Raw genomic sequence first — 22,841 nt, 5'->3', positions numbered from 1 at the left:
TCGAGAACGACAAGGCCGAAGGAGCCCCATGGCCGCCTATATCCTGCGCCGCATCCTCCTGATGATCCCGACGCTGCTCGGAATCATGGCCGTGAGCTTCGTCGCGGTGCAGTTCGCGCCCGGCGGCCCCGTCGAACGGGTGATCGCGCAGCTGCAGGGCACCGACGTGTCGGCCACCGAGCGCTTTTCCGGCGGCGGCGGCGATTTCGCCGGCGCGCAGCCGGGCGGCGCGCCCGGCGGCGACGCGATGAGTTCGCGCTATCGCGGCGCGCAGGGGCTCGACCCCGCCTTCATCGCCGAGCTCGAGCGGCAATTCGGCTTCGACAAGCCGGCGCACGAGCGCTTCCTGCTGATGCTGAAGAACTATCTCACCTTCGATTTCGGCCGCAGCTACTTCCGCGACATCGAAGTGCTCGACCTCGTCGCCGAGAAGCTGCCGGTGTCGATCTCGCTCGGCATCTGGATGACGCTGATCTCCTACCTGATCTCGATCCCGCTCGGCATCCGCAAGGCGGTGCGCGACGGCTCGCGCTTCGACGCGTGGACCTCGGGGGTGATCATCATCGGCTATGCCGTGCCGGGCTTCCTGTTCGCGGTGCTGCTGGTGATCCTGTTCGCCGGCGGCAGCTTCTTCGACTGGTTCCCGCTGCGCGGCCTCACCTCGGACAACTGGGCGAGCCTCTCCTGGCCGGAGAAGATCCTCGACTATTTCTGGCACCTCGCGCTGCCGATCACCGCGATGGTGCTGTCGGCGTTCGCCACCACGACCTTCCTCACCAAGAACTCGTTCCTCGAGGAAATCCGCAAGCAGTACGTGCTGACGGCGCGGATGAAGGGGCTCGGCGAGCGGCAGGTGCTCTACGGTCACGTGTTCCGCAACGCGATGATGCTGGTGATCGCCGGCTTCCCGGCCGCCTTCATCTCGTCGTTCTTCGCCGGCTCGCTGCTGATCGAGCAGATCTTCTCGCTCGACGGCCTCGGCCTGCTCGGCTTCGAATCGGTCGTCAACCGCGACTATCCGGTCGTGTTCGCGACGCTCTACATCTTCTCGCTGATGGGACTCGTCATCTCGCTGATCTCCGACCTCACCTACACCTGGATCGATCCGCGCATCGACTTCGAGAGCCGGGAGGTCTGAGCCGATGGACGCGCCGAATTCCGCTCCCGCCGTCCCGCACGCTTCGCCCGCCGACGCGCTTCCCCGCACCGCCCCCGGCGGTTCGCCGCGGCGGCGCTTTGCGCTGTCGCCGATGAACCGGCGCCGCTGGCAGAACTTCAAGGCGAACCGCCGCGGCTATGTCTCGCTGTGGATCTTCAGCATCCTGTTCGTGCTCACCCTCTTTGCCGAGGTGATCGCCAACGACCGACCGCTGCTCGCCTCCTACAAGGGCGAACTGCTGTTTCCCGCGACGATCGACTATCCGGAGGAGAAGTTCGGCGGCTTCCTCGCCGTGACCGATTTCCGCGACCCGTTCATCCAGGACGAGGTGCTGGCGAACGGCTGGATGCTGTGGCCGCCGATCCGCTACTCCTACCGCACGGTCAACAACGAGCTGCCGGTGCCGGCGCCGGCGCCGCCGTCGTGGATGATGTCCAAGGAGGATCGCTGCGCCCGCTATCCGCAAGGCGTCGACGACATCAACTGCACGGTCGGCAACTGGAACTGGATCGGCACCGACGACCAGGGCCGCGACATCGTCGCCCGGCTGATCTACGGCTTCCGCATCTCGGTGCTGTTCGGCCTGATCCTCACCGTGGTCTCCTCGGTGATCGGCGTCGCCGCCGGCGCGATCCAGGGCTATTTCGGCGGCTGGACCGACCTGCTGTTCCAGCGCTTCATCGAGATCTGGACCTCGCTGCCCGAGCTCTACATCCTCTTGATCATCGCCTCGATCTTCGTGCCGAGCTTCTGGATCCTGCTCGGCATCTTGCTGCTCTTCTCCTGGACGCGGCTGGTCGGCGTGGTGCGGGCGGAGTTCCTGCGCGCCCGCAATTTCGAATATGTCCGCGCCGCCCGGGCGCTCGGCGTGCGCAACCGCACCATCATCGTGCGCCACGTGCTGCCCAACGCCATGGTGGCGACGCTCACCTTCATGCCCTTCGTGCTGTCGGGCTCGGTGACGACGCTGACCTCGCTCGACTTCCTCGGCTTCGGCCTGCCGCCCGGCTCGCCGTCGCTGGGCGAACTCCTGAACCAGGGCAAGAACAACGTGCAGGCGCCGTGGATCGGCCTCTCCGGCTTCGTGGTGATCGCCGCGATGCTGAGCCTCTTGATCTACGTCGGCGAAGGTGTCCGCGACGCGTTCGACCCGCGCAAGACGTTTCGATGACGGGGCTCGTGAGCGCCGGCGCTCCGCGTGCCAGGCCGGGGATGCGCGTGGTAGACTGCCGCCAGGCGAGGAGGATGCGGCCGTGAACAGGATCATCGCAAAGGAAATGCTCGCCGGCGCACTGCCGGAGGATCTCCGCGGCGACATCGATCCCGAGCACCGCGTGCTGGTGACCGTGGCGGAGGTCGCGCCCGCGGCGAGCGTCACTGGCGATGCGCCGGGACAGAGCGCGGCAGCAGTGCATGCCGAACTCACGGCGACACTCGAACGCTACGGGCTGCTCGGCGCGCGGCGGGATGGGCCGCGGCCGAGCTTGACCGAACTCTTCGATCGGCGTCCCCGGACTGGCCATATCACCATCGACGAGGCTGTCGCGCGGGTGCGGGCGCTGCGCGACGAGTGGGACGATTGACGGCGGATGGCCATCTATGTCGACAGCAACGTCGTCATTGCCATGTTCGAGGATGACGGCATGGTGTCGCGCCGCCTCCGCACGCTCGCGATCACGCAGGCGCCCGGCCTCGTGACGAGCGAACTGACCCTTGCCGAAGTTCTCGTCGGGCCGCTGAAGGCGACCGAGACCGATCCCGAAGACGCGCGGGCACGCGGGCTGGTCAAGCTCTACGAGACCTTCCTCGGGGCTACGCCGGGCGTCGAGGTGCGGACCGTCGATCGGCATGTGCTGATGGAGTCCGCCCTGCTGCGCGCCCGTTTCGCGGCGTTGAAACTACCCGACGCCGTTCATCTCGCGACCGCGCTCATCGCCGGAGCCGAGGTGTTCCTGAGCGCCGATACCCGCGCCGCCACGATAGCCGGCAAACTCGGCCTGTCGCCCCTCCTTCCCACGATCGAGACCGTCGATCAGTTGCTGCGAGACGCCGGATGACCACGCCTCTCCTCGTCGTCGAGGATCTTTCCGTGCATTTCTCCCGGCCGGACGCGCCGCCCATGGTGGCGGTCGACGGGGTGTCGTTCACGCTCGAGCGCGGCGAGACGCTGGCGATCGTTGGCGAATCCGGGTCCGGCAAGTCGGTGACGGCGCTGTCGGTGGTGAAGCTGCTGCCCTATCCCTCCGCCTCGCATCCGGGCGGGCGCATCCTCTTCAAGGGCCGCGACCTGCTGGCCGCCGACGAGGAGGAGCTGCGCAAGGTGCGCGGCAACGAGATCACCATGGTGTTCCAGGAACCCATGACCTCGCTCAACCCGCTGCACACCATCGAGCGGCAGATCGGCGAGATCCTGCGCATCCACGGCGGGCTCGGCACGCGGGAGATCCGCGCGCGGGTGCTGGAACTCCTCACCGAGGTCGGCATCCGCGATCCCGAAAGCCGGCTCGACGCCTATCCGCACCAGCTCTCCGGGGGCCAGCGCCAGCGCGTGATGATCGCGATGGCGCTCGCCAACGAACCCGACCTGCTGGTTGCCGACGAGCCGACCACGGCGCTCGACGTCACCGTGCAGGCGCAGATCCTGCGGCTCCTGAAGGAGATCCAGGCGCGCCGCGGCATGGCGATCCTCTTCATCACCCACGACCTCGGCATCGTCGAGCATTTCTCCGACAAGGTCGCGGTGATGACCGCCGGCCGCATCGTGGAGACCGGCCCGACCGCCGAGGTGTTCGCCCGGCCGCAGCACGCCTATACGCGGAAGCTGCTCGCCGCGGCGCCGAAGGGCGAGCCGCCGCTGTCGGACGCCAGCGCGCCGGTGGTGATGGAGGTGAAAGACCTCAAGGTCTGGTTCCCGATCAAGCGCGGCTTCCTGCGCCGCACCGTCGGCCACATCAAGGCGGTCGACGGCATCGACGTCACGGTGCGCGCCGGCCAGACCGTCGGCGTCATCGGCGAATCCGGCTCGGGCAAGACGACGCTCGGCCTCGCGATGATGCGGCTGATCTCGTCGGAGGGGCGGATCGTCTTCCTCGGCCGCGAGCTCGGCGGGCTCAACGTCAAGGCGATGCGGCCGCTGCGCCGCGACATGCAGATCGTGTTCCAGGACCCCTACGGCTCGCTCAGCCCGCGCATGGCGATCGGCGAGATCATCGAGGAGGGGCTCTCCGTGCACGCGCCGGACCTTCCCGCCGCCGAGCGCGAGCGCCGCGTCGTCAAGGCGCTGGAGGAGGTCGGCCTCGACCCGGAGTCGCGCCACCGCTATCCGCACGAGTTCTCCGGCGGCCAGCGCCAGCGCGTCGCGATCGCCCGGGCGATGGTGCTGGAGCCGAAGTTCGTCATGCTCGACGAGCCGACCTCGGCGCTCGACATGAGCGTGCAGGCCCAGGTCGTCGACCTCCTGCGCGACCTGCAGCAGCGGCACGGCCTCGCCTATCTCTTCATCAGCCACGACCTGCGCGTCGTGAAGGCGCTCGCCAACGACGTGGTGGTGATGCGCGGCGGCATCGTGGAAGAGAGCGGCCCGGCGGCGGAGGTGTTTTCGGCGCCGAAGTCCGACTACACCCGCGCCCTGATGGCCGCGGCGCTCCGGCTCGAGACCGACCACACGGCGGCGGTGTCGCAGTAGGGGGAGTGGGCCATGGGCGAAGGGTAGCGGACCTGATGCCCGCCCCGCATTTTCACCCCCGCCGTCGTCCTGTGCCGGGCTTGACCCGCCGGACTTCGGCTCCGATGAACCCCCTCTCGATCGTCATCGCCGGGCTTGACCCGGCGACCCAATAGCCGTGCGGCATGGTTCGAGCCAAGAGTCTGGTTTATTTGAATAATTCCATCGCAAACGCCACCCCGTTCAGGAAGGCGAGTGGGTCACCGGCTCAAGGCCGGTGATGACGGGAGTGAGGCTGAAAACCGGGCGACCGCCGGTCGCTCGGACCTCTCTCCGGACGGCCGTCGCTCAAGCGCGGCGATGACGGAGGGCAACGGCTGTTGGATTTGGCCAGGTCCGCATCTTGAGCGGCCCGGAGGGCCGTCGCTGAAAGCCCTCACGCGGCGGCAGCCGCGAAGGCAGATCGGCCTGAACTTCGCCCTCAGTTGTCCAGCATGCGGCGCAGGATCTCGATGTCCTGGGCCAGCGCCTCGTCGGTGGCGACGAGGCCTTCGACCTTGCGCACCGCGTGCAGCACGGTGGTGTGGTCGCGGCCACCGAAGCGGCGGCCGATCTCCGGCAGCGAACGCAGGGTGAGGGTTTTGGCAAGGAACATCGCGATCTGGCGCGGCCAGACGATCGAGCGGGTGCGCCGGCTCGACAAGAGGTCCTGCTTCGAGACGTTGTAGTGCTTGGCGACGACGCGCTGGATGTCCTCGATCTTGACCTTGCGCTGGTCGGTGCCGCGGATGAGGTCCTTCAGCGTCACTTCCGCCATGGCGAGCGAGATCGGCGCGCCGGTGAGCTGGTTGTGGCCGAGCAGACGCGTCACCGCGCCCTCGAGGTCGCGGCCGGAGGTCGCGATATTGCGGACGATGTAGTCCGAGACCTCCTCCGGCACGGTGAAGTTCGGATGCTGCAGGCGCGCGATCTCGATGCGGCGCTCGACGATGGCGCGGCGCAGCGCGGCGTCCGGGGCGCCGATCTCGACCAGCAGGCCGCCGGCGAGGCGCGAACGGACGCGCTCGTCCAGGGTTTCGAGCTCGATCGGCGGCCGGTCGGCCGCGACCACCACCTGGCGGGCGCCGTCGATCAGCGAATTCACCGTGTGGCAGAATTCCTGCTGCAGCTGCTTGCCGTGCAGGAACTGCACGTCGTCGATCAGCAGCACGTCGATGCCGCGCAGGGCGTCCTTGAAGGCGATCGCCGAATTGCTCTGCAGCGCCTGCACGAAGCGGTACATGAACTGCTCGGCGGTGAGGTAGAGCACCTTCACCTCGGGGCGCTTCTCGCGGATCTCGTTGGCGATCGCCTGCAGGAGATGCGTCTTGCCGAGGCCGACGGCGGCGTGGACGAAGAGCGGATTGAAGGAGACGCCGCTGGCGCGCGGACCCTCGGCGAGCTGGCGGGCGGCGGCGAGGGCAAAGCGGTTGGAGGCGCCCTCGACGAAGGTGCCGAGGGTGAAGCGGCTGTCGAGCGGCGAGGCGGCGTCCTCGATCGCTGAGGTGGTGGCGGGGGCGGGCGCCGCGGCGGCGAACGAGGCCGGGCGGATCACCTTGGCCTCGCCGCGCGGCTCGTCGGCCCGCGGCGAGACGGCGCGCAGCGGCAGCTTCGGCGCGGCCTCGACCACGGCGTCGGTGCGGCTGCGGGCGGCGGTGCGCACCACGACCTCGATCTTGCGCACCTGGCCGCTCTCGGCCTGCCAGAGCGCGGTGAGCTTGTCGCGGTAATAGGTGGAGATCCACGACTTCAGGAAGCGGCTCGGCACGGACTGCGTCACCGTGCCGTTCTCGATCGCCTCGAGGTTCATGCCCGCGAACCAGCAGGAGAACACCTCGTCGCCGAGCTCGGCCTTCAGCCGGGAACGAACCCGCGCCCAGGCGTCGCCGTCGCCGCCCCGGGCCGGTTCCTGTTCGCTGCCGTAGAGTTCCGTGCCCGCCATAGAAGCCTCCTTGAGTGCCCTGCACCGACCACCCGCGCGTCCGCCACGCGCCGGGACCGTGCATCCCATGTCCATCCGTCGTCCCGGTGCGCGGATCCCCGTTCGGGCATCCGTGACCGGAGCCGGACCTGCCTTGAAGGTCCGGCCGTCACCCAGGACCCGGGCCTTGCGAGAACGGTCTCGCAAGAACCGGGCCTTCCCCGTTTCGGCGCCGGGCGCGTCAGCCCGTTGCCCTCACCGGCAGCGCCTCCCCTGTCGAGGACGCGCAGCCGGCCCCTGCCGATCCCTGAGCCGGCAGAAAAAAATCCCTCGCCCGGACCGCATTCGGTGCCGACGCTGCTTGCCTACGCACTCGTTCACTGAAGAAACTCGCGGCCGTCCCGGCGTGCCTTGCGCCTCAGGACTGCTTCCAGGGCAGGCCCGCGGCCTTCCAGCCGCCGACCGTACCGCGATGACCATCGGGGCCGACCGGCCCCTCGAACCCGTCGGTGACGTTGAAGCAGGGGCCGTAGCCCGCCGCCGTCATCGCCGCCGCTGCCGCGGCGCTGCGCGCGCCCGACCGGCAGAGGAAGTACACCGGCGTGCCGCTACCCGGCGCCGCCCCGCGCCGGTCGAGTTCGGCGCCGACCTCGGCGACGAATTCGGGCGCGCGGTCCATCGCCGGATAGCGCTGCCATTCGGCGAGCACCGGCGCGGGGCCGACGCTGCCGAGATCCGGCACGCCGACGAAGGCCCATTCCGCCCTGGTCCGGACGTCGACGAGGACCGCCCCCGTGCCGGCCTGAAGCTGCGCCCACAGGTCGGCGACATCGATGTCGCCTGCATAGGGTCGCCGGTCTTCAACCATGACTGAACCTCGACCGGAAGCACTCCGGCCGCCCCGTAAGTTGCGAATGTCTGGGAACGAAGACACTGATCGGCGCGGCACGACCTCTGGCCGTCGCCGCCACCATGTCTTCCGGACTGCCGGTCGCCTTGTTCCTTGGAAACCCGATCTACTTCGGCCTTGACCGAGAAACCTTGTTCTACCCTGGAAGTGACTGACCTGATCGTGCGTTTTCTTGCCGCCCGTCCATCTTGGTTCCGAAGATACATAGGCCGCCGCCCAGCGGCAAGACGGGAAAGTTGACGACTCGTTAACGCCGCGGGGCCGGACCGGCCGGAGGATGTCCACAGGCGCCGGGAGGGTGGAGCGAACACCTTGCGGGACCTGTGGATTCCCGAATGTGCGTCCTTGCGGTCACACAGGATGCCATGATTGCGCAGCAGGAAAAAACTTCGGCGGCGTCGGTCTCGCAGCGTCCCGATTCTGCCCAGAGAAAACCGACCATTCTCTAGGCCATTGATTTTAAAAGATATTTGTTGACATGTCCGACGAGTGCCGGCGCAGAGAGGGTAGCCGGCGAAGCGCCTGAAAACGCAGAGAGCCCGGCACGGGCGCCGGGCTCTCTGACAGAGATATGCGTTCTATGCGTAGCGGAAAACCGGCGCCTCAGTCCGCGCTGCGGACAACCCTTCGCCCGCCATCGCGACCGATGTCAGGCGCCGAGCGCCTTCACCCGGGCGGCGAGGCGCGAGACCTTCCGCGAGGCGGTGTTCTTGTGCACGATGCCCTTGCTGGCCGCGCGCTGGATCTCCGGCTGCGCCGCCTTGAGGGCCTCGGCGGCAGCGGCCTGGTCGCCACCGGCGATCGCCTCTTCCACCTTGCGCACGAAGCCGCGCATGCGGCTGCGGCGGGCCTTGTTCTGCGCCGTGCGGCGTTCGATCTTGCGGGTGGCCTTCTTGGCCGACGTCGTATTGGCCATCGAGGAGCCTTTCCTTGAGCCTTGGCGACCCGGCCCGGACGAAACATCGCTGCCCAGCCTTCGCGGGGCGCCGCTCGGTTCGGTCCAGTCGGGTGGAACGTATGGTCGTGGCGGCGACAAGGTCGCCACCCGTTTCGGTGCGCGCTTATAGTCGCTGGGGCGCGGCGCGTCAATGCCGGCTCACCGTCAAAGCGCAAGGCCGGCGGCGGTCCGGCGCCGATCCGGGGCGCCTCAGCGGTGATTGAAGTGGGGCGTGCGCTTCTCGGTGAAGGCCGCCATGCCCTCCTTCTGGTCCTCGGTGGCGAACATCGCATAAAAGACGCGCCGTTCGAAGCGGATCCCGTCGGCGAGCGACATTTCCTCGGCCTGGTTGACGCTCTCCTTGGCGAGCCGCACGATCGGGGCCGAAAAGTCGGCGATCTTTTCGGCGGCGGCGAGCGCCTCGTCGAGCAGCTTGTCGGCCGGCACCACGCGGGCGACGAGGCCGGCGCGTTCCGCTTCCGCCGCGTCGATCATCCGGCCGGTGAGGATCATCTCCATCGCCTTGGCGCGGCCGACGAGGCGGGTGAGCCGCTGGGTGCCGCCCATGCCTGGCATGATGCCGAGGGTGATCTCGGGCTGGCCGAAGCGGGCGGTGTCGGCGGCGAGGATGAAGTCGCAGGCCATGGCGAGTTCGCAGCCGCCGCCGAGGGCGAAACCGGCGACCGCCGCGATCACCGGCTTGCGGCAGCGCGCGACCCGGTCGACCTTGGCCGCAAAATCACTGTTGAGCGCGTCGACGAAGCCCTTCGTCGCCATCTCCTTGATGTCGGCGCCGGCGGCAAACGCCTTCTCGGAGCCGGTCAGCACGATCGCGCCGATGCCGTCGTTCGCCTCGAAGGCGTCGAGCGCCTTGCCGAGTTCGGTGAGCAGCTGGTCGCTGAGCGCGTTGAGCGCTTTCGGCCGGTCGAGGCGGATCAGCGCGACGCGGCCGGTTGTTTCGGTGGCGATGGTGTCGAAGAGCATCGGATCTCCCGGAGAGCGGTTTTCGAGGACGGGGCGCGGGCCGGTCGCCCTCCCCCGCCTTGGGCGGCGGATCGGGCGGCGGTCAGGTCTGGCAGACCGCGCAGTGAAAGGTGGAGCGGCCGGACTGCACCGTCCGCAGGATCGGGGCGCCGCAGCGCGGGCACGGCGCGCCTTCGCGGCCGTAGACGGAGAAGCTGTGCTGGAAATAGCCGAGCTGGCCGTCCGCCTGCACATAGTCGCGCAGCGACGAGCCGCCGGCGGCGATCGCGTCCAGGATCACGGCGCGGATCGCGGCAGCGAGGGCGTCGGCCTCCGCGGCGGTCAGCGTGCCGGCGAGGCGGAGCGGCGACAGGGCGGCGCGGAACAGCGCCTCGCAGACATAGATGTTGCCGAGCCCGGCGATCAGGCGCTGGTCGAGCAGCGCGGCTTTCAGCGGCGTGCGCCGGCCGGCGAACAGCGCGGCGAGCACCGCGCCGCCGAGGGCGTTGCCGGTCGGCTCCAGCCCGAGGCCGGAAAACAGCGGATGCGCCGGCAAGCCGCCCGCCTCGACCAGCGTCATGTAACCGAAGCGGCGCGGGTCGTTGTAGGTGACCTCGGCGCCGTCCTCGAAGGCGAACACGACGTGGTCGTGCGCGGCGAACTTTTCCTTCAGATGATAGGTGGTCGCCGGCACCAGCGTGCGCGCCTCCGCCGCCGTGCGGAAGCGGAACGAGCCGGACATGCCGAGGTGCATGACGAGGTGGGCGCCGTCGTCGAGGTCGGCGACGAGATACTTCGCCCGCCGCCCGAGCGCGGCGATCCGCCGGCCGGCGAGGCGGGCCGCGAAACCTTCGGGAAACGGGAAGCGCAGGTCCGGGCGGCGAAGCTCCACGGCGCGGATCACCGCCTGCTCCATCACCGGCTGCAGGCCGCGCCGCACGGTCTCGACCTCGGGAAGTTCGGGCATCGCGTCGGGCTTCGGCCTCGTTCCGGAAACAATCCGGCCGGATCGGCCGCGTCCGACAAGATAGCGCGCCCGGACGGCTTCGGCTATGGTCCGGCCCGTCGCCCCGGGCCGTGCCGCACTGCACGGCCGCCCGGGACGCTGCGAGGGAGATGGATGCGATGACCGGCCAGACGGAGCGATCGACGGCGAGTTTCGGCTTCCGCGACGTCGACGTCGCAGAAAAGCAGGAGATGGTGGATGCCGTCTTCCACAACGTCGCCCGGCGCTACGACCTGATGAACGACGTGATGTCGGGGGGCATGCACCGGCTGTGGAAGGACGCGTTCGTCTCGCGCCTCGCGCCGCCGCGCAAGGGTCCGCGGCCGTTCAGGGTGATCGACGTCGCCGGCGGCACCGGCGACATCGCCTTCCGCATCCACGAGCGCTCGGGCGGCCACGCGGTGCCGACCGTCGTCGACATCAACGCCTCGATGCTCGCCGTCGGCCGCGAGCGCGCCGACAAGCGCGGCATCGCCGGCATCGACTTCGTCGAGGGCAACGCCGAGGCGTTGCCGTTCCCAGACCAGAGCTTCGACGCCTACACGATCGCCTTCGGCATCCGCAACGTGCCGCGGATCGACCAGGCGCTCAGCGAGGCGTTCCGGGTGCTCAGGCCCGGCGGGCGCTTCCTCTGCCTCGAGTTCTCGGCGGTCGACCTGCCCGGCCTCGACAAGGCCTATGATCTCTTCTCGTTCAAGGTCATCCCGCTGATGGGCAAGGTCGTGGCGCGCGACGAGGAGAGCTACCGCTACCTCGTCGAATCGATCCGCCGCTTCCCGAACCAGGAGCGCTTCGCGCAGATGATCCGCGACGCCGGCTTCGCCCGCGTCGGCTTCACCAATCTCACGGCGGGCGTGGCGGCGATCCACGTCGGCGTCAAGATCTGAGCGGAAGGGACCGGCGCATGGCGCTCGGCGATTTCGCGCGGCTGGCACGCGCCGGCTACGTGCTCGCGCGCGAAGGGGTGATCACCGTCCTGCCGCTGCCCGAACCGGTGCCGCTCGGCGTCCGGCTCGCCGTGCGGCTGGCGGCGCTGATCCAGCGCCGCGCCGCGGCGCGGCGCGGCGGCTCGGAACGGCTGACCACGGCGCTGAACCGGCTCGGGCCGTCCTACGTCAAGCTCGGCCAGTTCCTCGCGACCCGGCCCGACCTCGTCGGGCGCGACTTCGCGCGCCAGCTCACCGCGCTGCAGGACAACCTGCCGCCCTTCGGCGAGGAAGCGGCGCGCGCCGAGATCGCGGCGGCGCTCGGCCGGCCGGTCGAGGCGATCTTCACGAGCTTCAGCCCGCCGCTCGCGGCCGCCTCGATCGCGCAGGTGCACAAGGCCGAGATCGCCGAGCCGGACGGCAGCCGCCGCACGGTGGCGGTCAAGGTGCTGCGCCCCGGCGTCGCCGCCCGCTTCAACGCCGACCTCTCCGGCTTCTACCGCGTCGCCCGGCTGGTCGAGCGCTTCCACGCGCGCTCGCGCCGGCTGCGGCCGCTCGCCGTGGTCGATACGCTCGCCCGCTCGGTGGCGCTCGAAATGGATTTCCGCCTCGAGGCGGCGGCGATGTCGGAGATGGCCGAGAACATCGCGAACGATGCCAGCTTCCGGGTGCCGTCGGTCGACTGGATGCGGTCGTCGAAGTCGGTCGTCACCATGGAGTGGATCGAGGGGCTGAAGCTCTCCGACCTCGACGGCATCGCGGCGGCCGGCCACGACGGGCCGGCGCTCGGCGCGCTGCTGATGCAGTCGTTCCTGCGCCACGCGCTGCGCGACGGCTTCTTCCATGCCGACATGCACCAGGGCAACCTCTTCGTCGACCCGTCCGGCACCATCGTCGCCGTCGACTTCGGCATCATGGGCCGGCTCGGGGTCAAGGAGCGCCGCTTCCTCGCGGAAATCCTCTACGGCTTCATCACCCGCGACTATGTCCGCGTCGCCGAGGTGCATTTCGAAGCCGGCTATGTTCCGGCACACCACGACGTCGCGAGCTTCGCGCAGGCGCTGCGGGCGATCGGCGAGCCGCTGCAGGGGCACACAGCGGCGGACATCTCGATGGCGCGGCTGCTGACGCAGCTCTTCGAAGTCACCGAGCTGTTCGACATGGCGACGCGGCCCGAACTCATCATGCTGCAGAAGACCATGGTGGTGGTGGAGGGCGTCGCCCGCACGCTCGACCCGCAGCTCGACATGTGGCGCACCGCCGAGCCGGTGGTGCGCGCCTGGATCGAGCGCAACCTCGGGCCCCGCGGCATGATCGAGGACGCCGCCCGCGACCTGAAAGGCGCCGTGCGCTTCGCCGCGGCGCTGCCAGAGCTCGCCGCCCGCGCCGACGCGCTCGCCCTGCGGCTCGCCGTGGAGCACGAGGGGCGCGGGTCGCAGGCGGAGCGCTCGCGCACGGCGGCGATCTGGGTCGGGGCGGTGGCGCTGGCGGCGATTGCGGTGGGGGTTTGGGTGGGGTGAGGTTTTTTATGGGGAGAGGCTGCTGACCCCTCCCGACCCCGCTTCGCGGGGCCACCCTCCCCACGAGGGGGAGGGATGTTTTCTCAGAAATCCCTGTAGAATCCGTGCCTTAGACCCAGATGCAGAGCGGATGGGGAGCACCATCCCTCCCCCTCGTGGGGAGGGTGGCCCCGCGGAGCGGGGTCGGGAGGGGTGATGGCGGTGCCTCGTCCCCCGTCCTCTCCGCCGTCATCCCCGCGAAAGCGGGGATCCAATTCACCGCATGGGCGGACTCGCGGTCCATGCCCCGGCGCCTCGACCAACGCCTCACGCGCGGATGGTTGGATCCCCGCTTTCGCGGGGATGACGGCCAGAGGGGACGCGGAAGGGAGACGGGATCCCTCCCCTCGTGGGGCTGCGCAGCAGGTGGAGGAGACCCGTGATTTCGGAGCAGGGGTGGCCCGTCCGGAGGACCGGCCGGGACGAGTAACAGCCTCTCCGCTACCACCGCCATCAAAAGCCCTTCAGATCACAAACCCCGACTGCCCCGCGAGGTCCTTCAGCGACACCGCCGGGCGCGGGCCGATGTGGCCGATGACTTCGGTGCCGCAGAGGCAGCCGAGGCTGGCGGCTTCGCGGAGGTCGAGGCCGCGGGCGATGCCGGCGAGGAAGCCGGCGGCGAACTGGTCGCCGGCGCCGGTGAGGTCGACGACGCGCTCGACCGGGAAGGCGGGGGCGTGGTGGATCTCGCTGCGCGTCACCGCGAGCGCCCCCTCGGCGCCGAGGGTGACGGCGGCGAGCGCGCAGTCGGCGCGGAGCAGCGCGACGGCGCCGTCGAGGTTGGACGTCTCGTAGAGCGCCTTCAGCTCGGTGTCGTTGGCGAACACGATGTCGACGGTGCCGCTGCGCATCAGCTCGAGAAACTCGGCGCGAAAGCGGTCGACGCAGAAGCTGTCGGAGAGGGTCATCGCCGTCTTGCGGCCGTGGGCGTGGGCGATGGCGCAGGCGGCGCGGAAGGCGTCCTTGGCGTTCGGCCGGTCCCAGAGATAGCCCTCGAGATAGGTGACGCCGGCGGCGCCGACGACGGCCGCGTCGATGTCGGCGGGGCCGAGCTCGGTGCAGGCGCCGAGGTGGGTGTTCATGGTGCGCTCGCCGTCCGGCGTGATCAGGATGATCGAGGTCGCGGTCGGCGCCCCGCCGACCAGCGGCGTCGTCGCGAAGTGGACGCCCTGGGCGGTGATGTCGTGGCGGAAGATGCCGCCGAGGTGGTCGTCGGCGACCTTGCCGATATAGGCGGTGGCGAGACCGAGCGAGGCGAGGCCGGCGGCGGTGTTGCCGGCCGAGCCGCCGGACGCCTCGATCGCCGGGCCGATGTGAGCGTAGAGCGCCGCCGACTGGCCGGCGTCGACGAGGCGCATCATGCCCTTGGTGAGGCCCTCGGCGACGAGGAGATCGTCCTCCGCCCGGGCGAGAATGTCGACGATGGCGTTGCCGATGGTGAGTACGTCGAACCGCGTCGCCTGCATGCCGGCTCCCGCCATGCCCCGCGCCGGCCGCCCCGCGCGGCCGTCCCGCCCGAGACGCACCGACTTATAGTGCGTCGCCCCGATGCTGCAAGGCGGCGAAGCGCGCGACGCGCCCGCATCGGGGCGGCAAGCGGGCGAAAGGCGCGATCCGGTGCCCCCTGGTCAGCGGGGCTCGATCAGCAGCACGTCGAATTGCGATTCGAGGCGCGGGCGCGGCAGTTCGAGCCGGTAGCGGCCCTCGCCGGTCCGGAAGAGGTAGCCGACCTGGTCGCGCTCGGGATCGTCGCCGTAGGCCTTGGCCGGCTCGTCCGCGTAGTGCAGCGCGCCGTAGTAGATCAGCCGGTCGTCGGCGGCGTCGATGAAATGGCCGGCGAGGCGCTGCGAGCCGGAGGTCTTCACCAGCCGGTAGCCGATGTCGTCGTCCTCGACCGCGCAGTCGAACCAGCCGTAGGCGATGAAGGGCAGGGGCCCGCCGAGCTTCAGGGTGCGGCAGCGATAGTCGCCGCGCAGGTCCGTGCCGAGGATCGGCTGCGGCTCGGGCTCCAGCGCCGCCGCGAGGGTGCGGGCGTCGGCGCCCGCGACGGCGGGGCGGACCTCGTCCAGCACGGCGTCCCGCGTCGCGGCGAAGTCCGCGAGGCGGGCGCGGTCGGCGGCGGCGAGGGTGCGCTCGGCGAGATTGCCGTCGGCGGCGGCGAGTGCGGTGGCGGCGACGACCAGCGTCGCGGCGAAGAGAACGGGAGAACGCGACACGGGATGCTCCACTTCTCTGAAACTCGGCCGGCGGGCCAGCCGGGTCCGAAGGACCGGCACCCGCCCCGGCGGCGGAACGCCCCGCCGGTCAGGCGCCGTAGCGATGCAGCGCGGCGCCGTTCGCCTTCAGCCAGGCCCGGGCCTCCTCGGTCCGCGGGCAGAGCCGCACGCAATGGCGCCAGAAGTCCGGCCCGTGGTTCATCTCGGCGAGATGGGCGACCTCGTGCGCGGCGAGATAATCCAGCACGAAACCCGGGGCGAGAATGAGGCGCCAGGAAAACGACAGGTCGCCGGCCGACGAGCACGAGCCCCAGCGCGAGACCGTGTCGCGCAGGGTGAGCTTGCGCGGGCGCTTGCCGAGCGCCGCCGCATGGCGCGCGACGGCGGCCTCGAGATCGGCGCGGGCGGCCTTGCGCAGAAAATCGTGCACGCGGCGGTCGAGGGTGCCGGCGTCGCCAGGCACGGTGAGGATCGGCCCGTCCTCGGCGATGCCGGCTGCCACCGTGCCGCGCAGCCGGCCGGAGGCGACGAGGCGGTGCGGCTCGCCGCGCAGCGGCACCAGCGCGCCGGGCACGAAGGCGACCCGCGCCGGCTTGGCGGCGAGATGACGGCCGAGCCAGTCGCGGTGCCGGTCGAGGAAAGCGCGCGCCTGCCCGAGGGTGCCGTTCGACGGCAACGTCAGCACAGGCTCGTGTGCCGGCGGCTTCAGGCGCAGCGTATAGGCGCGGGCGCGCGGATTGACGCGCAGAGCCACTTCCACGGCGGCGCCGCCGATCTCGACGGCAAGGCTCGCCGGCAGCGCGGCACGCGGCGGCGCAGGGCGGCGGAGGCGGGCGATCAGGCGGGGGAGTGCGCGAGTCATCTCGGGCGCGAGGCTAGCGCGGGACGGCGGGGAAGGGAACGGCGCGGGACGCGATGGCGCGGGCCACCGGGCGATCGGCCGGACTGCGCCCGGCCGCAGGGGCCGGAAACGACACCGGGAGGAGGCTTGCGCCTCCTCCCGGGCCTGGAGGTCAGGAAGATGGGGAAATTCAGGCGGGGGTGTCGCCGACGTTGTTGTGGCGCGCCATGAACCGGTCGAACTCTTCCTGATCCTTCGCGCGCCGGAGGTTGCGAAGGAACTCGTCGAACTCGCTGCGCATCGCATCGATCTTGCGACGCTCTTCCTCGAGCCGGGCGAGCTCGCGCTCGCGGTACTCGTCGAAGGCGACGTTGCCGGTGCGGGCGGCGGTGCCGCGCCCGAAATCGAAGTCGCGCGTCACGTCATCGAAGCGCGCCTTGGCCGTTGCGAAGCGTCCGTTCATTTTATCACCCCAAAGAATATAGGCGAGCATTGCCAGACCCAACGGCCAGAACACGATGAAGCCGAGGACCATAAGTCCGATCGACATCGGGCTCCAACCGGGTTTCACCATGCATGACTGTCTCATCGCGTATCCCCTCGTTAGAACATCCACGAATAACGAGGTGGCCCCGGGGCGCCGCCAATTCAAGATGGTGTGAACTGTTTTTTGGACTTGCCGGGACGGCTGGTCCGTTACTCGCTTTCTTCAAGGATGATTCCGGCGAATTTCAGGATCGCTTCGCGGCGGCGCGATGGCGGCTGCCGGATTTCGCCGGCGCGGCCGCCCCTTGCCGCCGCCGATCCGGGCGCTTGACGCAGATCAAGGAGCCGGTGGCCGGCCGCCCCTAATGCTCGGCGGAATCCACGAGAGGATCCGGTGGCTGCCGGATCCTTGCAATACGATCGGGATCGGCGCTGATGGCACACTCTCTTTCGTCGGGGAAGCAGCCGACTTGGGGCGAAACGGGGCTCGGCATCGTTGCCGGCCTCCTCGCCCTGCTCTGCTTCGTAATCGCCGGCAAGGCCCAGGATCCGGGCTACGGCTTCCACGCGGTCGTCTTCATGCTGGCGGCGGCCGGCTCGGTCTATGCGATCGGCAAGCGCTATGGCGCGCGCGCCGCCGAGCCCGTGCCGCAGGTCCTGCCGGACGGCCGCCCGAACTACAATCTCGGCCCGATCAAGTTCGCGACCGTGGCGTCGATGTTCTGGGGCATCGCCGGCTTCCTGATCGGCGTGCTGATCGCCTTTCAGCTCGCCTTCCCGATCCTGAATTTCGACCTGCCGTGGACCAGCTTCGGCCGGCTGCGGCCGCTGCACACCTCAGCGGTGATCTTCGCCTTCGGCGGCAACGTGCTGCTGGCGACCTCGCTCTACGTCGTGCAGCGCACCTCGCGCGCCCGGCTCGCCGGCGATCTCTCGCCCTGGTTCGTGGTGCTCGGCTACAACCTCTTCATCGTCGTCGCCGGCACCGGCTATCTGCTCGGGATCTCCCAGGGCAAGGAATACGCCGAGCCCGAGTGGTACGCCGACCTCTTCCTCACCATCGTCTGGGTGACCTACTTCCTCGTCTTCATGGCGACGCTGGCGAAGCGCCGCGAGCCGCACATCTATGTCGCGAACTGGTTCTTCCTCGCCTTCATCGCGACGATCGCCGTCTTGCACCTCGGCAACAACGCCGCGCTGCCGGTGTCGCTGTGGTCGCCGAAGTCCTACATCGTCTGGTCGGGCGTGCAGGATGCGATGGTGCAGTGGTGGTACGGCCACAACGCGGTCGGCTTCTTCCTCACCGCCGGCTTCCTCGGCATCATGTACTACTTCATCCCGAAGCGGGCCGAGCGACCGGTCTATTCCTACCGCCTGTCGATCATCCACTTCTGGGCGCTGATCTTCCTCTACATCTGGGCCGGTCCGCATCATCTCCACTATACGGCGCTGCCCGACTGGGCGCAGACGCTGGGCATGACCTTCTCGATCATGCTGTGGATGCCCTCCTGGGGCGGCATGATCAACGGCCTGATGACGCTGTCGGGCGCCTGGGACAAGCTGCGCACCGACCCGGTGCTGCGCATGATGGTGGTGTCGGTCGCCTTCTACGGCATGTCGACCTTCGAAGGCCCGCTGATGTCGGTGAAGGCCGTCAACAGCCTCAGCCACTACACCGACTGGACCATCGGCCACGTCCATTCCGGCGCGCTCGGCTGGGTCGCCTACATCTCGTTCGGCGCGATCTACTGCCTGGTTCCCTGGCTCTGGAACCGCAAGCAGCTGTATTCGCTGAAGCTCGTCGAATGGCACTTCTGGATCTCGACCCTCGGCATCGTGCTCTACATCACGTCTATGTGGGTCGCCGGCATCCTGCAGGGCCTGATGTGGCGCGCCTATACATCGCTCGGCTTCCTCGAATACTCGTTCGTCGAGACCGTCGAGGCGATGCATCCCTTCTACATCATCCGTGCGCTCGGCGGCGTCCTTTTCCTCGCCGGTGCCCTGCTGATGGCCTTCAACCTGTGGCGGACGGTCACGTCCGTCGAGCCGGCGGAGGCCGAACGCCCCGTCGTCGGCTCCGCCGTCATCCCGGCCGAGTGAGGAACACCCCATGTCGCTCTGGAAGAAGCATCAGGTCTTCGAGAAGAACTCGATCATCCTGCTGATCGGCGTGCTGGTGGTGATCGCCATCGGCGGCCTCGTCGAAATCGCCCCGCTCTTCTACCTGAAGAGCACCATCGAAAAGGTGGAGGGCATGCGGCCCTACACCCCGCTGGAACTCGCCGGCCGCAACATCTACGTCCGCGAGGGCTGCTACAACTGCCACAGCCAGATGATCCGGACGCTGCGCGACGAGGTCGAGCGCTACGGGCACTACTCGCTGGCCTCCGAGTCGATGTACGACCGGCCGTTCCAGTGGGGCTCGAAGCGCACTGGCCCGGACCTCGCCCGCGTCGGCGGCAAGTACTCCGACGCCTGGCAGCGCGAGCATCTCGACGACCCGCGCGCCGTGGTGCCGACCTCGATCATGCCGGCCTACCCCTGGCTCGCCCAGCGCACGCTGGAACTCGACTACCTCGGCCAGGATCTCGCCATCCAGGCGAAGCTGGGCGTGCCCTACGACGACGCGATGGTCGCCGACGCCAAGGCGGACGCCTGGCGCCAGGCCGATCCGAACGCCGATCCGGGCGACCTCGAGGCCCGCTATCCCAAGGTGCAGATCCGCGACTTCGACGGCGATCCGACCCGGATCACCGAGGCCGACGCGCTGATCGCCTACCTGCAGATGCTCGGCACCCTGGTCGATTTCAAACTCTACGACGACAAGGCCAACCTGCGCTGAAGGCTCGGGAAAGGGATCTTCGACATGTCCGACACCTACATGATGCTCGCGCACTTCGCGCAGACCTGGGGCCTCGCCTACTTCGTCGGCGTCTTCCTCGTGGTGCTCGCCTACGCGCTCTCCCCCTCCCGGAAGGGCCGCTTCGACGCAGCCGCCCGCCTGCCGCTTAGCGAGGACTGAGCCGATGAACGCCCATGATCACAAACCCGTCGACCACGTCACCGGCACCGAGACCACCGGCCACGAGTGGGACGGTATCCGCGAGCTCAACACGCCGCTGCCGCGCTGGTGGCTGTGGAGCTTCTACGCCTCGATCGTGTTCGCCATCGGCTACATGGTCGTCTATCCGGCCTGGCCGCTCATCACCGGCCACACCGCCGGCGTGATCGGCTGGTCGTCGCGCGGCGCGGTGGCGAGCGACGTCGCGGCGCTGCAGGCGGCGCGCGGCGACATGACGGCGCAGATCGACGCCGCCGACCTCGCCGCCATCCGCACCGACCCGACCCTGCAGGCCTTCGCCATGGCGCAGGGGCGGACCACCTTCCTCGACAACTGCGCCGGTTGCCACGGCGCGGGCGGCGGCGGCGCCAAGGGCTATCCGAACCTCAACGACGACGACTGGCTCTGGGGCGGCTCGCTCGAGGCGATCGAGACGACCATCCGCCACGGCATCCGCTCGGCCGATCCCGATACCCGGATCACCGACATGCCGGCCTTCGGCCGCGACGGCCTGCTCGAGCGCGCCGACATCACGGCGGTCGCGCGCTTCGTGCGCTCGCTGTCGGGGCAGGAGGTGCCGGACGGGACCGATCTCGCCGCAGGCGCGCAGGTCTTTGCCGACAACTGCGCCGCCTGCCACGGCGACGACGGCAAGGGCAACCGCGACGTCGGCGCGCCCGACCTCACCGACGCGATCTGGCTGTTCGGCTCGGACGAGTCGAGCATCGCCGCCGGCGTCACCAACGGCCGCGCCAGCGTGATGCCGGCCTGGGGCGGCCGGTTCGACGACGCGACGGTGAAGTCGCTCGTCGTCTACGTGCATGCCTTCGGCGGCGGGGAGTAAGGGGGCAAGGGGGCTCGGGCATAGTCCCTCCCCCTTGTGGGGCTGCGCAGCAGGCGGAGGAGACCCGTGGCTCCGAAGCAGGGGTGGCGAGCGTAGCGAGCCGGGAGGGGTGCGGCCTCTCAGCGACATGAGGCGCCGCTGGACCCCTCCCGACCCGGCCTTCGGCCGGGCCACCCTCCCCACGAGGGGGAGGGATTTTCGGCCGAAAGGGCCTTGCGAAGACCATGACCACCACCATCGAGATCGATCACCGCAACGCCGACCACGGCGGCGACCCGGACGAGGGCCCGCTCTACTTCGCGCGGCGCAAGATCCAGCCGATCGCCGTGCACGGCCGCTTCCGCCGCATCAAGACCGTCCTGCTGCTGGTGACGCTCGGCATCTACTACCTGCTGCCCTTCGTGCGCTGGGACCGTGGCGCGGATGCCCCCGGCCAGGCGGTGCTGATCGATTTCCCGGCGCGGCGGTTCTATTTCTTCTTCGTCGAGATCTGGCCGCAGGAATTCTATTACGTCACCGGCCTCTTGATCCTCGCCGCGCTGGCGCTGTTCCTGATGAACGCCGTCGCCGGGCGGATCTGGTGCGGCTACCTCTGCCCGCAGACGGTGTGGACCGACCTCTTCCTCGGCGTCGAGCGCATGGTGGAGGGCGACCGCCGCGCCCGGCTGCTGCTCGACGCGGCGCCGTGGAGCGCGGAGAAGCTCGCCAAGCGCACCGCCAAGCACGGCATCTGGCTGCTGATCGCCTGGTGGACCGGCGGCGCCTGGGTGCTCTACTTCGCCGACGCGCCGACGCTGGTCGCCGAGCTTGCCACCGGCACCGCGCCGCTGGTCGCCTATGGCTGGATCGCGGTGCTGACCGGCACGACCTATTTCCTCGCCGGCCACATGCGCGAGCAGGTCTGCACCTACATGTGCCCGTGGCCGCGCATCCAGGCGGCGCTGACCGACGAGCACGCGCTCAACGTCACCTATCGCTACGACCGCGGCGAGCCGCGCATGTCGTTCAAGAAGGCGACCGCGGCGCGCGCCGCCGCGCAGCCTGCCGGCGACTGCGTCGACTGCGGCCAGTGCGTCGCCGCCTGCCCGACCGGCGTCGACATCCGCGCCGGGCTGCAGCTCGACTGCATCCAGTGCGGCCTCTGCATCGACGCCTGCGACGCGGTGATGGAGAAGGTCGGCCGGCCGACGGCGCTGATCGCCTACGACACCGAGCTCAACGTGCGCGCGCGCATCGAGGGCCGGCCGGAGGTGCGCCGCATCGTGCGTCCGCGCACCGTGCTCTATGCGGCGCTGATCGTCGCCGTCGGCGCGGTGATGCTGACGGCGCTCGCGACCCGTACCACCACCGACGTCGCGGTGATCCACGACCGCAACCCGGTGTTCGTCCGCCTCTCCGACGGCGGCGTGCGCAACGGCTACACGCTGCGGCTCGTCAACAAGACCACCGCCGCGGCGCAGTTGCGCATCGTCGTCGGCGGCCTGCCGGGGGTCGGCGTCGAGGTGATCGGCGCCGAGACCCTCGACGGGGTGCCGGTCGTCACCGTCGGCCGCGACCAGACCCGGGAGATGCGCATGGTGCTGTCGCTGCACGCCGAGGCCGCGGCGACCGTTGCGCTGGATCAAGTCGTGCCGATCACCGTCGCTGTAGAAAACCTGACCACCGGGGAGCAAGCGACGGCCGGCGACAACTTCCGGACCAGATGACCCTCGACAGCCCGAACAGGCGGAGCCGAGCCATGCCGACCCAACTGCAAGCCCCCCGCGTGCCCCTTCCCGGGGGCGAGCGGCCCGGCCACGCCGGCCGCCGTCTCACCGGCCGCATGGTGCTCGCCTGCGTGCTCGGCTTCTTCGGAGTGATCTTCGCGGCGAACTTCTTCCTCGTGAAGTACGCGCTGTCGAGCTTCGGCGGCGTCGAGGTCGAAAGCGCCTACAAGGCCGGCCTCGCCTTTTCCAGCGACGTCGACGCCGCGGCGGCGCAGGCGCAGCGGCACTGGCAGGTCTCGCTCGAAATCGGCCGGGCCGGTGGACCGCGCACGGTCGTCGTCGATTCCCGCGACGCGGAGGGCAGTCCGCTCGCGGGGCTCGAGGCGGCGGTGACGTTCGAGCACCCGGCCGACCGCCGGCTGGACGTCACCGTCGCGCTCGAAGAAAACGGCGCCGGCCGCTATGTCGCGGAGCTCCCCGCCGGCGCCGGGCAGCGCATCGCGCGCCTCAGCCTGTCGCGCGGCGGCGAGGCGGTGTTCCGCTCCGAAAACCGGGTGATGCTGCCATGACGATCGCCGTGGCGCCCGGGGTGGTGGCCGG

General features: G+C 69.6%; 22 protein-coding genes. 13 read left to right on the top strand and 9 right to left on the bottom strand.

The window, feature by feature from the left end; all coding sequences use genetic code 11:
• The first annotated feature begins 28 nt into the window (after positions 1 to 28).
• The 5 genes from I5731_RS12950 (at position 29) to I5731_RS12930 (ending at position 4,844) form a co-directional block, all read left to right on the top strand.
• On the top strand, positions 29 to 1,138 hold the full coding sequence (locus I5731_RS12950) for a microcin C ABC transporter permease YejB (protein WP_197311824.1): 1,110 nt from the start codon (positions 29 to 31) through the stop codon (positions 1,136 to 1,138).
• A 112-nt stretch (positions 1,139 to 1,250) separates the two neighbouring features.
• Positions 1,251 to 2,330: an ABC transporter permease gene (locus I5731_RS12945; protein WP_235981782.1), complete on the top strand. Its 1,080-nt coding sequence runs from the start codon at positions 1,251 to 1,253 to the stop codon at positions 2,328 to 2,330.
• 82 nt (positions 2,331 to 2,412) lie between these two features.
• Positions 2,413 to 2,742 carry a hypothetical protein gene (locus I5731_RS12940; RefSeq protein ID WP_197311822.1) on the top strand — a complete coding sequence of 110 codons (330 nt, stop codon included), beginning with the start codon at positions 2,413 to 2,415 and terminating at the stop codon, positions 2,740 to 2,742.
• Positions 2,743 to 2,748: 6 nt separating this feature from the next.
• Positions 2,749 to 3,216, top strand: coding sequence for a type II toxin-antitoxin system VapC family toxin (locus I5731_RS12935; RefSeq protein WP_197311821.1), 468 nt, complete (start codon positions 2,749 to 2,751; stop codon positions 3,214 to 3,216).
• Positions 3,213 to 4,844, top strand: coding sequence for an ABC transporter ATP-binding protein (locus tag I5731_RS12930; protein ID WP_197311820.1), 1,632 nt, complete (start codon positions 3,213 to 3,215; stop codon positions 4,842 to 4,844). The genes I5731_RS12935 and I5731_RS12930 overlap by 4 nt, the downstream gene beginning before the upstream one ends.
• A gap of 460 nt (positions 4,845 to 5,304) precedes the next feature.
• On the opposite strand, the gene dnaA is transcribed toward I5731_RS12930, so the two are convergent.
• The 5 genes from dnaA to mutM all read right to left on the bottom strand — a co-directional run bounded on the left by dnaA (position 5,305) and on the right by mutM (position 10,560).
• A complete protein-coding gene (gene dnaA / locus I5731_RS12925; protein WP_197311819.1) occupies positions 5,305 to 6,804 on the bottom strand; it encodes a chromosomal replication initiator protein DnaA in 1,500 nt (499 codons plus the stop codon).
• Between the two features lie 397 nt (positions 6,805 to 7,201).
• Positions 7,202 to 7,651 carry a rhodanese-like domain-containing protein gene (locus I5731_RS12920; RefSeq protein ID WP_197311818.1) on the bottom strand — a complete coding sequence of 150 codons (450 nt, stop codon included), beginning with the start codon at positions 7,649 to 7,651 and terminating at the stop codon, positions 7,202 to 7,204.
• Positions 7,652 to 8,342: 691 nt separating this feature from the next.
• Entirely contained in the window at positions 8,343 to 8,609 is a 267-nt protein-coding gene (rpsT, locus tag I5731_RS12915) for a 30S ribosomal protein S20 (protein ID WP_197311817.1), read from the bottom strand.
• Between the two features lie 231 nt (positions 8,610 to 8,840).
• Complete coding sequence (locus tag I5731_RS12910) at positions 8,841 to 9,614, bottom strand: enoyl-CoA hydratase (protein WP_197311816.1); 774 nt, start codon at positions 9,612 to 9,614, stop codon at positions 8,841 to 8,843.
• An 82-nt stretch (positions 9,615 to 9,696) separates the two neighbouring features.
• Entirely contained in the window at positions 9,697 to 10,560 is an 864-nt protein-coding gene (mutM, locus tag I5731_RS12905) for a bifunctional DNA-formamidopyrimidine glycosylase/DNA-(apurinic or apyrimidinic site) lyase (RefSeq protein ID WP_197311815.1), read from the bottom strand.
• Positions 10,561 to 10,718: 158 nt separating this feature from the next.
• Between mutM and ubiE the strand changes: the two genes are divergently transcribed.
• Both ubiE and ubiB read left to right on the top strand, forming a co-directional pair.
• Entirely contained in the window at positions 10,719 to 11,486 is a 768-nt protein-coding gene (gene ubiE, locus I5731_RS12900; protein WP_197311814.1) for a bifunctional demethylmenaquinone methyltransferase/2-methoxy-6-polyprenyl-1,4-benzoquinol methylase UbiE, read from the top strand.
• 17 nt (positions 11,487 to 11,503) lie between these two features.
• A complete protein-coding gene (gene ubiB / locus I5731_RS12895) occupies positions 11,504 to 13,045 on the top strand; it encodes a 2-polyprenylphenol 6-hydroxylase (RefSeq protein WP_197311813.1) in 1,542 nt (513 codons plus the stop codon).
• A 503-nt stretch (positions 13,046 to 13,548) separates the two neighbouring features.
• Here the strand turns inward: ubiB and I5731_RS12890 are convergent.
• From I5731_RS12890 to I5731_RS12875, 4 genes are all read right to left on the bottom strand, one after another.
• Positions 13,549 to 14,550 carry an adenosine kinase gene (locus I5731_RS12890; protein WP_197311812.1) on the bottom strand — a complete coding sequence of 334 codons (1,002 nt, stop codon included), beginning with the start codon at positions 14,548 to 14,550 and terminating at the stop codon, positions 13,549 to 13,551.
• Between the two features lie 162 nt (positions 14,551 to 14,712).
• Positions 14,713 to 15,300 carry a DUF4893 domain-containing protein gene (locus I5731_RS12885; protein WP_197311811.1) on the bottom strand — a complete coding sequence of 196 codons (588 nt, stop codon included), beginning with the start codon at positions 15,298 to 15,300 and terminating at the stop codon, positions 14,713 to 14,715.
• A gap of 88 nt (positions 15,301 to 15,388) precedes the next feature.
• Complete coding sequence (locus tag I5731_RS12880; protein WP_197311810.1) at positions 15,389 to 16,162, bottom strand: M48 family metallopeptidase; 774 nt, start codon at positions 16,160 to 16,162, stop codon at positions 15,389 to 15,391.
• A gap of 169 nt (positions 16,163 to 16,331) precedes the next feature.
• The gene (locus I5731_RS12875; protein WP_197311955.1) at positions 16,332 to 16,730 is read right to left on the bottom strand and encodes a DUF2852 domain-containing protein; all 399 of its coding nucleotides are present in this window, start codon (positions 16,728 to 16,730) and stop codon (positions 16,332 to 16,334) included.
• 332 nt (positions 16,731 to 17,062) lie between these two features.
• Here I5731_RS12875 and ccoN point away from each other — a divergent pair, with 332 nt between their 5' ends.
• From ccoN to I5731_RS12845, 6 genes are all read left to right on the top strand, one after another.
• Complete coding sequence (gene ccoN / locus I5731_RS12870) at positions 17,063 to 18,730, top strand: cytochrome-c oxidase, cbb3-type subunit I (RefSeq protein WP_197311809.1); 1,668 nt, start codon at positions 17,063 to 17,065, stop codon at positions 18,728 to 18,730.
• Positions 18,731 to 18,740: 10 nt separating this feature from the next.
• Entirely contained in the window at positions 18,741 to 19,472 is a 732-nt protein-coding gene (gene ccoO / locus I5731_RS12865; RefSeq protein WP_197311808.1) for a cytochrome-c oxidase, cbb3-type subunit II, read from the top strand.
• A 24-nt stretch (positions 19,473 to 19,496) separates the two neighbouring features.
• Positions 19,497 to 19,652 carry a cbb3-type cytochrome c oxidase subunit 3 gene (locus I5731_RS12860; RefSeq protein ID WP_197311807.1) on the top strand — a complete coding sequence of 52 codons (156 nt, stop codon included), beginning with the start codon at positions 19,497 to 19,499 and terminating at the stop codon, positions 19,650 to 19,652.
• Positions 19,653 to 19,656: 4 nt separating this feature from the next.
• Positions 19,657 to 20,535 carry a cytochrome-c oxidase, cbb3-type subunit III gene (ccoP, locus tag I5731_RS12855; protein ID WP_197311806.1) on the top strand — a complete coding sequence of 293 codons (879 nt, stop codon included), beginning with the start codon at positions 19,657 to 19,659 and terminating at the stop codon, positions 20,533 to 20,535.
• Between the two features lie 224 nt (positions 20,536 to 20,759).
• Entirely contained in the window at positions 20,760 to 22,241 is a 1,482-nt protein-coding gene (gene ccoG, locus I5731_RS12850) for a cytochrome c oxidase accessory protein CcoG (RefSeq protein WP_197311805.1), read from the top strand.
• Positions 22,242 to 22,273: 32 nt separating this feature from the next.
• Positions 22,274 to 22,810, top strand: coding sequence for a FixH family protein (locus tag I5731_RS12845; protein ID WP_197311804.1), 537 nt, complete (start codon positions 22,274 to 22,276; stop codon positions 22,808 to 22,810).
• Positions 22,811 to 22,841 lie beyond the last annotated feature (31 nt).

It is taken from the genome of Methylobrevis albus (assembly GCF_015904235.1).
Taxonomy (GTDB): domain Bacteria; phylum Pseudomonadota; class Alphaproteobacteria; order Rhizobiales; family Pleomorphomonadaceae; genus Methylobrevis_A; species Methylobrevis_A albus.
Note: the sequence above shows the minus strand (reverse complement) of the source record. Positions and strands in the feature narration are given on the sequence as shown.